Source organism: Gilliamella sp. X-60 (genome assembly GCF_057063585.1).
Genome location: NZ_JBXSQJ010000004.1, coordinates 174,001 through 184,982 on the forward strand (window position 1 = coordinate 174,001; position 10,982 = coordinate 184,982).

A 10,982-nucleotide genomic window follows, 5' to 3' on the forward strand; every position below is an offset into this window, starting at 1 on the left:
TTCGCTAATAATTAAAGGAAGATGAATGATCGATTTCTTATTCATCTTCCTAATAACTCATCACTCAAACTTACTTTGAGTGATTTTGTATACAAAATCTTGCATGTTCATAATGATAAATGATTTTTGAAAAATCAAAAGGTTCACCAGACGAGGTATAAAATATTTCTTCAACACAAAGTGCTGGCTCTCCCGCTTGCAGTCCTAAATATTGCGCCATTTCAGCATCAAGCTTTATCACTTGCATATATTTATCCGAAAAACCAATATTAATATTATAATTTTCTTGAATATAATTGAAAATTGAATTTTCAACGATCTCTTTATTTAAATAACAAATTAACTTTTTGCGATAATACGATTGCTCTAAGCCATATAATTTACCTTCAACGTAACGTAGTCGTTTAATAAAATAAACTTCTTCCTGATCATCACATTGTAGATTCTCTTTCACTTTGGAACAGGGCTTGATAATATCGACATTAAAAACTGTTGATGAACCATAAACATCTTCTAAATCAATGGTAAAACCATGACTTTGTAAAAAATTGAGGTAGCCTCTTTTTTTGCGTTCACGAACAAAAATGCCACTGCCTTGCACTTGATAAATAACACCTTGTCGTTCCAGACAATTGAGCGCTTTAATAATTGTGCTACGACTTACCTGATACTGATTAATCAACCCTTCAATATTGGCAAGTTGAGTGCCTTTAGCTAATTGCTGCTGATAGATCGTCTGTTTAATTTTTTTGGCAACATCTTGATATTTAATCATTTATATATCTTTTTATTGAGTAAGTAATTTAACTATTATTTTATACAGATTAGGTTAACTTTTAAATTAAATGATATAAAAAGTCGATCTAGATCACAAACAATATAATTGGTCATTAACAATTTTGAAATTGTCTATAAGATAACCTTACTAAATTGCTTTTAGGAGTATTATGGATGTCATCAAAAATTAGAGATTATAACAAACTAGCCGTTGATATTTTAAATGAGTTAGGCGGTGAAAAGAATATTGTCACCGTTTCTCGCTGTGCAACGCGTCTTCGCCTTGTTACCCAACATACACCAGATCACGCAAAAGAAAACATTGCTAAATTGCCGGGCGTGATTACCGTTGTTGAAAAAGGTGGTCAAATCCAAGTGGTTATTGGTACGCATGTTGATAAAGTTTATAACGCTTTTACTCAACTAGTTAATATTGATAACAAAATTGAAGCTGGAAATGATAGCAATATATTAAATCGCATCATTGCAACCATGTCTGCCGTATTTGCCCCTTTTGTTTATATTTTAGCGGCATCAGGGATTTTGCAAGGCATCTTGATTTTACTTAAATTGGCATGCCCTGATTTAGAAAAAACTGGCACCTTTGAGGTATTCAATTTCATCTCTTGGGCCCCTTTTGTCTTTTTACCTATATTTATTGCCATTACCGCTTCACAGCATTTCCGTTGCAACCTTTATATCGCAGTTGCTTGCTGTGCAGCGCTGTTATCGCCGACATGGACTGAGTTTGCAAAACTAATAAGCGAGGGGCAAGAAATTGATCTATTTGGCATTGCGCTATCGAAAACCACCTATGCCTCAACTGTTTTACCACCGCTATTTTTAGTTTGGCTACTCTCTTATTTAGAACGCTTCTTAGAACCTCGCCTGCACAGCATTATAAAACCGGTTCTATTGCCATTATTTAGTCTTGTCATTATGGTACCTTTAACATTACTTGTTGTTGGTCCATTAACCGCAAATGGTGCACAATACATTGCCAATGGCTATAATTGGTTTGTCAGTCTAGCACCTTCAATAGCTGGTGGGATTATCGGAGCCGTTTGGCAAGTCTTTGTTATTTTTGGCGTGCATTGGGGGATCACACCTGTTATCGTTGAAAACTTTAAACAGTATGGTCAAGACTCTTTCCAAGCGTTTCAAACCATTGCCGTTATTGGTCAAGTCGGGGCAGCATTTGGTTTTTATTTAAAAACCAAAACACAAGAGATGAAAGGCATTTCGTTATCCGCTTTTATCACTGGCTTATTTGGTATAACCGAACCTGCTATTTATGGCGTTAACTTACGTTTTAAAAAGCCATTTATTTATGGTTGTATTTCGGCTGCTTGTGGTGGTATTGTGGCTGGATTTGTTGCACCTCACTATGTTGCTTACGCTGGTTTGCCTGGCCCTTTAACTATCGTCAATGCGATTAGCCCTAATAATCCAGATTCATTTACTGGTGTCTTAATTGGTGCGCTTATTGCTTTTTTTGGACCTGTAGTTTTGATCCAAATTTTGGGCACTGGCGAAACCATACAAGATACAGTTAATAATAAAGAGACTATTAATAACCAAGATGATAATCCTAAAATTCTTCTTGATGAAGTTGACATTACCAGTCCAATGGCAGGACATGCTTTACCACTAAGTGAAGTGCCCGATCCTGCTTTTTCACAAAAACTGATGGGCGAAGGGATTGCAATTGAACCTACTGATAATCACGTTTATGCGCCTTTTGATGCCGAGGTAACTGCGGTATTTGAAAATTCTAAACATGCCATTGGGTTAACATTAGATAACGGCGTTGAGTTACTAATTCATGTGGGGATTGATACGGTTAATTTGACTAATAACGAGTTTGCATATCACGTTGAATTACACCAAAAAGTGAAAAAAGGTGATTTACTCATCAGCTTCAATCCTGAGGCAATTAAGCAAGCAGGCTACCCGTTAATCACCCCAATTATTATTGTTAATACCGATCAATACCAATTCATTTCATTAACTGATAAAACAGAAGTAACCGTTGATGATATCATATTTAAAATTAAGCAATAACAAGGAATCAAAAATGACTAAAAAACCATTTTTATGGGGCGGTGCTTTAGCCGCTCACCAATTTGAAGGTGGCTGGAACGAAGGCGGTAAAGGACCAAGCGTGGTTGATGTTATGACCGCAGGCGCTCATGGCGTTGCAAGACAAATCACCCAAGATATCGAAGCGGATAAATTTTATCCAAATCATACCGCGATTGATTTCTATCATCATTATAAAGACGATATCAAACTTTTTGCCGAATTAGGTCTTAAATGTTTACGCACCTCGATCGCGTGGACTCGAATTTTTCCAAAAGGTGATGAGCTTGAACCAAACGAAGAAGGACTTCGCTTTTATGATAACGTTTTTGATGAGTTAATTGCTCACGGTATTGAACCTGTTATCACCTTATCGCATTTTGAAATGCCGTTACATATTGCTCGTCAGTATGGTGGTTTCAGAAACCGTAAAACAGTTGAATTTTTTGAACGTTTTGCCACTGCGTGTTTTGAGCGTTATAAAAATAAAGTCAAATACTGGATGACATTTAACGAAATCAATAATCAAATGGACACCAGTAACCCTATCTTCTTTTGGACGAACTCGGGCGTACAAGTTAAGCCGGGCGAAAATCCGCAAGAAGTCCTGTATCAAGTTGCTCACTATGAACTATTAGCCAGTGCCAAAGCGGTGATTGCCGGTAAAAAAATCAATCCAGATTTTCAAATTGGTTGTATGGTGTCACATGTGCCAATTTATCCATATTCTTGTAACCCTGAAGATATGATGGCATCAGAAATTGCTATGCATCAACGCTTCTTCTTCCCTGATGTTCACGTTCGTGGTTATTACCCTGCTTATGCTTTGAAAGAGTTTGAGCGTGAAGGCTATAAGCTAGATATCACCGAAGAAGATTTAGTTTATTTGAAAAAAGGTACGGTTGATTACATTGGTTTTAGCTACTATATGTCAACGGTTGTGAAAGCGGATGCCAAAAATGACAATCGCGATAACATCGTTAACGGTGCGCTACCTAATGCGGTTGAAAATCCTTATATCAAAAGCAGTGATTGGGGCTGGCCAATTGACCCTGAAGGTTTACGTTATACACTCAATCGTTTGTATGATCGTTATCAATTACCACTGTTTATTGTAGAAAATGGTTTTGGAGCAATTGATGAACTTGAAAACGGCAATCAAGTACACGACAAACCTCGTATTGAATATCTAGGTGCACACATTAAAGCCATGCAAACCGCCATGGATTATGATGGCGTTGATGTGATTGGCTATACCGCATGGGGAATTATTGATGTCGTATCATTCACCACTGGCGAAATGAAAAAACGTTATGGCGTGATTTATGTTGACCGTGACAATGCTGGTAACGGTAGCATGAAGCGTTATAAAAAAGATTCATTTGAGTGGTATAAACAAGTGATTAGCACCAACGGTGCAAGTTTAAAATCATAATTATCAGTTAACAGAAATTTTATTATGAGGATGCGTTTAGTTTTTGCCTGCATCCTCTTTTTTATGACGAAAAAGATCTAAAACGGAAAAATTAACTGTTTTTCAACTTGTGGATCAATTAACGTTACATGAAAACCAATTAAACGAACACCACGACCATTACGCCGTTCTAACCAAACTTTATGCGCTTGTTCAATCAAATCGGCTTTATCTAATTTAGACCATACATGCTCTTGTGTTGTCAGCTGAAAATCGTCAAACTTAAATTTGACACCTTGCCGAGCAATCGACAGGTCAGCACGCACTTTACTTAATCGTTTTTCCATTTCTTCAAATAATGGTTCAAACTGCAATAAACATTCATCCCAACTATGAATATCATCTGTTAAGGTGCGCTCGACCCCAACCGACTTACGTTGCCTGTCGTTACACACTTCGCGATCATCAATACCTTGACATCGTTCATGCAATATTCGCCCAAATTTCCCAAATTGGTTAAGCAATTTAGTCACATCATAATTAACGACATCGTTACATGTAAATAGCCCTAATTGGGCGAGTTTTTTTTCAGTGACTTTACCCACTCCCGGAATTTTTTTTAGGGGAAGCCGATCAATAAAGCTATCGACTTCATCGGGTGTTATCACATATTGACCATTAGGTTTGTTCATATCTGAAGCTATTTTGGCAAGAAACTTAAGGGGAGCAACACCTGCTGATGCCGTTAATTCAAGTTCGTTGTAAATAGCGTGACGGATATCTTGAGCAATCAAGGTAGCCGAACCATAACAAAGCTTGCAATCGGTCACATCAAGGTAAGCCTCGTCGAGCGATAGTGCCTCAATAGAGTCAGTATAGCGCCTAAAAATTTGGTGGATCTGTTTTGACACTTCTTTATATACCGCATGCCTACCGGGTATAATTTTAAGATTAGGGCACAGTTTAATAGCTTGTGCCATTGACATAGCACTGTGTATACCATATTGACGAGCTAAATAATTGGCAGTAGCAACCACACCGCGTTTACGCGGATCGCCCCCCACCGCAATAGGCAGATTGCGATAACGGGGATTGTCTCTCATTTCAACGGCGGCATAAAAACAATCCATATCCACATGAATAATTTTTCGCATAAACGGTTTTACAACACTTAAAATACAACTGTATAAATATACAATATCATAACTTAAACTATTGTGTAAATAATCTTTGCGGTTACTTAGTCAATTTATCGAAATCAATTAAACCATTTTTATCATAAGGGTCACCAATCGAACGCGTTGATTGATGAAAATTAGGATTAACAATGCTTTTTCAGAAACATATAAGTTATCTCTTAACCCCGCTAAATCAGACCACATGTAAATCAAATCTTGCATACTAAATTTGCGATCCACATAATGTTGATAATGATTCGGATGCGTTGCCACCCATGTTGGTGATTGCAAAGCATAAATGGCATCATATATATCGTTTTAAATGGTACTTTATATTTTGTGTAAATATTAATCGCTGTTATTATTGGCAATTGCAAATCATATACGTTTAAGAGGGTAATAAAATCTTATACTTTAAGCTTTTTAATTTAAAGATCAAAACTATTAATAACTCAGTATTAATAAACATGTCTGCAAATTAAATCATGATTTCTTCGATTAATCGGTGTTTTTTAAAGCATTACAGACGAATAGACAAAGCGCTTTATTTGGCGTTTAAATCTCACTTTTTATTAAAAATTAAAACCCAATATTTTCGCAATGCGATTATTTTCTGGTTGTTTTAACTCTGTTGGCATCCCGTTAAAAACAATCTGCCCATTATCCACGACCAAACAACGCGAAAAGTAGCTGAGCGAATCATCAAGATAATGCGATACCATCATTAAGGTTAAACTAAATTTATCACAAATTTGATTAACTAATGCTAACATTTCATAACGTAGAGCTTGATCAAGCGCTGAAAACGGCTCATCCAATAATAAAATAGGCCGATGTTGAATTAAACAACGCGCAAGTGCCACTCGCTGGCGTTGCCCACCTGATAATTGTTCTGGATATCGTTTACCAAATCCATCCAGTCCCACTTGAGTTAAAATGTCACAAATAGTCTGTTGCTCAGTTACCGTTAACTTTAATGATGGTTTAAGCCCTAAAGCGATGTTTTGTTCAACGGTTAAGTGACTAAATAAATTGTTATCTTGAAACAACATTGATACAGGGCGTTTGCCAGGAAGTAAGTTATTTGCGTATTGTTTATTAAGAATGATATCGCCCGATTTTGGATGAATAAATCCAGCAATTAAATTTAATAAAGTACTTTTACCTGCACCACTAGGCCCAACAATAACGACGCGTTCTTTTGCTGCTATCTCAATATCAAAATGTACTTTAAAATTATCATATTGATAATTAATGTGATTCAGTTCGATCATAATCTATCACAACCAACAAACTAAAAGATAATATTAACAATAATGCAGCAGTTACGGTACTTTCTTGATAATAATAATGCGATATTTGCTCATATAAATAGTAGGGTAACGTAATGACTGACTGCCCACCAAATAACGCAATAATACCAAAATCACCTAACGATAATATGGCTGAAAAAGCAAAGCTCTGAATGATTAATTTTTTTAGCGCTTTGTATTCGATCAAATAAAAATGCAATAAACCATCAATATTGAGTGATTGACTTAATTGCCAGTAACGTGATGTCACATCATACATTGGCGCTGCAAGATTTTTTAATAAAAAGGGCAATGCCATAAAACCATTACACAACATAATTAAGCCACACACAAGCACAGAACTATACGCGTACGGAAATAACATTAAAAACATACCCGACGCTAGTGCCATACTTGGAATAATTAAAATCAGCGATCCAACCAACATTAATCGATTGCTCCACTGTGTTTGCTGATTAATCAATAGGCGGCTGTTAGTATAAAGTAATAATAAAGCAAGTAGCATAGCAATCATTGCCGATCCCAAAGCAATTAATACCGAAAACATAACAGCATGTTGAAAAGTGGCCGTTAAAAATGACCACTTAAAAAAATAAATCCCTTCAATAAGTATCGTAATGATGGGTAAAACAATAAATAGCCCACCAATAATAATAATCACCATACTCAACAACACTAAGTGAAACGAAACTGGCACACAATAATTTTGCCTAACGTAGTTCACACTAAGTCTTTTATTATAATTTGTTTTTTGCATCAACCGCATAAAACTAACGCAACAAACTAACTGCAAACAGGCTAAAAATACAGCTTGCATCAAATCAAACTCACGAATAGATTGATAAATAGCTACTTCAATTGTGGAATATTTTGGTCCACCTCCAAGCGTTAATACTATGGCAAAACTCGAAAAACAAAGCATAAAAATAAGCGATGCCATCGGGAACAATTGCCGACGTAGTAGTGGCCATTCAACCAATTTAAAATAAGTAAAACTCGAAAAATTTAACTGCGTCGCTAACTGTTTGTGTGCGACAGGTACGTTATTTAACGTTTGGTAAAATAAACAACAAGCATACGGAAAATTAAGAAACACATGCGCAAATAATATACCTTTCAAACCATAAATAGAGGTAATAAATGGCAATCCTAAGTAATCAAAAACCTCAGCCAATAAGCCATGTTTCCCATAAACAGACAATAACCCCGTCACAACAACGAGTGTGGGTAAAATAAAGGTAATAGGCATTATGCGTAACAATAACCGTTTACCCCAAAAATTGACCATTGATAAAGCTTTCGCCATTACTATTGCCGATAAAATAGATAATAATGTCGATAGCGTTGCTTGAAATACTGTTATCCAAATCAAATGCATTAAATAACTATCAAAATAGACAGTTAAATTATTTGACTGGATAGCGACCAAGAAAAGTGCACATAGCGCTGTGCCTAATACAATTAAGATGAAGCTTGCAGCGCTAAAACCAGGAAGTAATGTTCTTAATTTCAACATTAGGCTAAATAAAACTACTTACTAATGGTGGATTTCCATTCACGTACCCACGTTTTTTGATTCTGTTCAACTTGTTTGGCATCAAACTCAAGCGCTTTATTGACTGGCTTAATTTGCTGAAAAGCTTCGGGTAATGGAATGTTAATAATCGGATACATGAAATTTTTTTCAGCAAATTGGCGCTGTACCTCAGGAGTTAATAAATATCGCAAAAATGAACGTGCAAGCTCTGGTTGCTGACTGTACTTAGTGATGCCCGCAACTTCGACTTGGCGGTAATGGCCTTCATCAAAAATAGCCGCAGCATAACGATGATCATTATCATTCATAATATGCGCAACAGGTGAAGTGCTATAACTAAGCACAAAATCGGCCTCACCTTTCAAAAATAAACCATAAGATTCGCTCCAACCTTTGGTCACAGTCACAGTATTGTTAGCTATTTTTTGCCAAGCAGATGCTGCATCATTACCGTATATTTTCTTCACCCAAAATAATAAACCTAACCCTGGGGTGCTGGTTCTTGGATCTTCATAAATAATATTCCAGTTGGCTTGATTATCAACTAGCTCGTGCATACTCCGTGGTGGATGATTGATTTTTTGTTGATTATAAATAAATGCAAAATAGCCAAAATCATAAGGCATAAAATCACTATCCCACCAATCGGTATTTAAATTATTAGGCTTGCTAATTTGATGAGGAATAACAATACCCGCCTGTTTGGCTTGATCTAAAAGGTTATTGTCTAACCCTAAGATCACATCGGCATTGGTTCTATCGCCCTCAAGGCGAATTCGATTTAAAACCGCTACGCCATCGCCTAATGCAACAATTTCAAGTTGGCAATCGCACTGCGCTTCAAACCCCTTTTCAATCTCTTGCCCAGGCCCCCACTCTGAAATAAAAGAGTTATAACTATAAACCGTTAAGGTAGGCTTTACATCAGCAGCATTTGCCATGAAAGGAATAGGAAAGACCAAAAATAATAACAATTTTTTACAAAACATTTTGCCTCCAAAATAGCCAAAAAAGACAAAAGGTTTGAGCAACTACAATAACTCAAATCCCTCCGCTGGCATGATCCAGTTCAGGTTCGACGGGTTACGTTAGTCTATCTAACATTCTCAGCCCTACTGGGCACCCCGTTGAGAACATGGGCTAGTGTAGTGGTTGGAATAAGGATTGTAAACAACCGTAAATAACGAAAATGATAAAGATCGGTAATAGCCTAAAAAAAACCATCCATTAGTTTATTGATTTTATATTATTTTTTTGTTCTCAAACAACCAATCACCTTACCATTCTAAATGCTTAAAAACAGACCAATATAAATTTGCTACTAAATCTATCAATAATTTGAGCTCAATTGCCTGTTATCGGCTCTGGTAATGATTACCCTTGATGACGGCGTAGCCCCGACGACACCATTACAATCATCTTCATCTAGAGCTTTATTACGACAAACCCCATTGGTGAGGTCTTTTACTTGCGGAAGTCGATAGTCTAAATCATCATACCAATCGGTATGGGTAGGAGTCCCATCAACTCCTACCATTACCGAGGTGCTACGGATCAAGAACCACTTCTGTAATACAAATCCATATGTTACGACTTCATTACCCTATCTATCTCTACCCACTAACTCGAATGTCTGTGGTAAATTTGGCTTATAAATTAGATCTGAATAAGTTAGATGGTGGCTGTGCCGAACGTCATAGTCATCGTCGTTTGGTTTAGGACCAGTTAAGGTAACTCGCGCCACATCTTCTGAACCATCAAGCCAACTATCCCAATAACTACTGGTTGTTTTCCTTGTCACAGTAGCGGTGATCCCCTCATGCGTAACTAGCTCCCATGTCAATTCAATTGGATCAATCCCCTCTATGTCTAAATCAAAATATAATCCATTAGCTCCCGTGGTCGGAAAATTGAGGGCGTATGATTCAGGGTTGACTGATTGCGTAAAAAATCCTTTGTTTGGATGCCATATGTCAGCAGGTCCAACTTGTGTATTTTTGCCGTAATTCAGGTTAGGTCTGACAAATTTGATAATAGGTGATGGTGGTAATATTATTGCATCACTACGATTAACCACTCGGACATTTTTACTGGTTAATGCCTGCAAATTCCATTAATACGGCAATAATAACAGAATCAACGCCAATAGGATTTTTGAGAATGATTTCAATAATAATTTGAGGGATAACTTCGAGGATATAAACGAGTAAAGTGTAAAAACTGGTCTTAAACCGCCTACACGGAGGTGAAGCCAATATACTATAATCCCATTTCGCAAAAGGCAAATAGGATTTTTGTTTTACAAAACCCTTTTTTATAGGTTGCTTTTAATTTATTGTTTTTATTTATTTTTATTTATTGATAAAAAAAGGGTTAGCTGGATTTTAGATTTTTTAGTAATGCGTAAATTTAACCACTAAGAAATAGTTGAGTAGAATTTTGACTTTATTGTTTTTTATCCAACTTATCAAAACTCATTAGGGCGTGTTGATCTTTAGTGGTTATTTTTTAGACGGCATGATGTGAGTTATAATAATTCTGCAAAAAACAATCATAACTCGATTCATCATGCCAAGAACAATGCTAACAGATAAACGGTGGGAAAAGCTACTACAAATAATGAAAAATACCGGCCGAGTTTATAATAAATCCGAGCATCGGATGACGTTTGAAGGGATCCT

At 36.5% G+C, this 10,982-nt stretch carries 10 protein-coding genes, 1 pseudogene and 1 riboswitch; of the genes and pseudogenes, 3 read left to right on the top strand and 8 right to left on the bottom strand.

Annotated elements, in window-relative coordinates:
- Nucleotides 1–70: 70 nt before the first annotated feature.
- Nucleotides 71–775, bottom strand: coding sequence for a GntR family transcriptional regulator (locus tag ACYIAM_RS03890; protein WP_483747319.1), 705 nt, complete (start codon nucleotides 773–775; stop codon nucleotides 71–73).
- A gap of 176 nt (nucleotides 776–951) precedes the next feature.
- Between ACYIAM_RS03890 and ACYIAM_RS03895 the strand changes: the two genes are divergently transcribed.
- Nucleotides 952–2,841 carry a glucose PTS transporter subunit IIA gene (locus tag ACYIAM_RS03895; protein ID WP_483747320.1) on the top strand — a complete coding sequence of 630 codons (1,890 nt, stop codon included), beginning with the start codon at nucleotides 952–954 and terminating at the stop codon, nucleotides 2,839–2,841.
- Nucleotides 2,842–2,854: 13 nt separating this feature from the next.
- Nucleotides 2,855–4,294 (top strand): 6-phospho-beta-glucosidase, encoded by a 1,440-nt coding sequence (locus tag ACYIAM_RS03900; protein ID WP_483747321.1) that lies wholly within the window; start codon nucleotides 2,855–2,857, stop codon nucleotides 4,292–4,294.
- A gap of 77 nt (nucleotides 4,295–4,371) precedes the next feature.
- Here the strand turns inward: ACYIAM_RS03900 and dinB are convergent, their stop codons facing one another.
- The 7 genes from dinB to ACYIAM_RS03935 all read right to left on the bottom strand — a co-directional run bounded on the left by dinB (nucleotide 4,372) and on the right by ACYIAM_RS03935 (nucleotide 10,556).
- Nucleotides 4,372–5,427, bottom strand: a complete 1,056-nt coding sequence (gene dinB / locus ACYIAM_RS03905) for a DNA polymerase IV (RefSeq protein WP_483747322.1) — start codon at nucleotides 5,425–5,427, stop codon at nucleotides 4,372–4,374.
- 596 nt (nucleotides 5,428–6,023) lie between these two features.
- A complete protein-coding gene (thiQ, locus tag ACYIAM_RS03910) occupies nucleotides 6,024–6,725 on the bottom strand; it encodes a thiamine ABC transporter ATP-binding protein ThiQ (protein WP_483747323.1) in 702 nt (233 codons plus the stop codon).
- Complete coding sequence (gene thiP, locus ACYIAM_RS03915) at nucleotides 6,703–8,280, bottom strand: thiamine/thiamine pyrophosphate ABC transporter permease (RefSeq protein ID WP_483747324.1); 1,578 nt, start codon at nucleotides 8,278–8,280, stop codon at nucleotides 6,703–6,705. The genes thiQ and thiP overlap by 23 nt, the downstream gene beginning before the upstream one ends.
- Nucleotides 8,281–8,294: 14 nt before the next feature.
- Complete coding sequence (gene thiB / locus ACYIAM_RS03920) at nucleotides 8,295–9,290, bottom strand: thiamine ABC transporter substrate binding subunit (protein ID WP_483747325.1); 996 nt, start codon at nucleotides 9,288–9,290, stop codon at nucleotides 8,295–8,297.
- Nucleotides 9,291–9,329: 39 nt separating this feature from the next.
- Nucleotides 9,330–9,438: riboswitch (TPP riboswitch) on the bottom strand.
- Nucleotides 9,439–9,631: 193 nt separating this feature from the next.
- A complete protein-coding gene (locus tag ACYIAM_RS03925) occupies nucleotides 9,632–9,838 on the bottom strand; it encodes a hypothetical protein (RefSeq protein ID WP_174797168.1) in 207 nt (68 codons plus the stop codon).
- A 66-nt stretch (nucleotides 9,839–9,904) separates the two neighbouring features.
- On the bottom strand, nucleotides 9,905–10,378 hold the full coding sequence (locus tag ACYIAM_RS03930) for a hypothetical protein (protein WP_483747326.1): 474 nt from the start codon (nucleotides 10,376–10,378) through the stop codon (nucleotides 9,905–9,907).
- A 10-nt stretch (nucleotides 10,379–10,388) separates the two neighbouring features.
- Nucleotides 10,389–10,556, bottom strand: coding sequence for a hypothetical protein (locus ACYIAM_RS03935; RefSeq protein ID WP_483747327.1), 168 nt, complete (start codon nucleotides 10,554–10,556; stop codon nucleotides 10,389–10,391).
- Nucleotides 10,557–10,869: 313 nt separating this feature from the next.
- On the opposite strand from ACYIAM_RS03935, the pseudogene ACYIAM_RS03940 reads away from it, so the two are divergent.
- Nucleotides 10,870–10,982, top strand: a pseudogene (locus ACYIAM_RS03940) (IS5/IS1182 family transposase); the annotation flags it as partial.

Coding starts and splice junctions, on each gene's coding strand:
- ACYIAM_RS03925 (WP_174797168.1), bottom strand. CDS start 9,838: ATGGTAGGAGTTGATGGGACTCCTACCCATACCGATTGGTATGATGAT.
- thiQ (WP_483747323.1), bottom strand. CDS start 6,725: ATGATCGAACTGAATCACATTAATTATCAATATGATAATTTTAAAGTA.
- thiB (WP_483747325.1), bottom strand. CDS start 9,290: ATGTTTTGTAAAAAATTGTTATTATTTTTGGTCTTTCCTATTCCTTTC.
- ACYIAM_RS03890 (WP_483747319.1), bottom strand. CDS start 775: ATGATTAAATATCAAGATGTTGCCAAAAAAATTAAACAGACGATCTAT.
- thiP (WP_483747324.1), bottom strand. CDS start 8,280: ATGTTGAAATTAAGAACATTACTTCCTGGTTTTAGCGCTGCAAGCTTC.
- ACYIAM_RS03895 (WP_483747320.1), top strand. CDS start 952: ATGTCATCAAAAATTAGAGATTATAACAAACTAGCCGTTGATATTTTA.
- dinB (WP_483747322.1), bottom strand. CDS start 5,427: ATGCGAAAAATTATTCATGTGGATATGGATTGTTTTTATGCCGCCGTT.
- ACYIAM_RS03900 (WP_483747321.1), top strand. CDS start 2,855: ATGACTAAAAAACCATTTTTATGGGGCGGTGCTTTAGCCGCTCACCAA.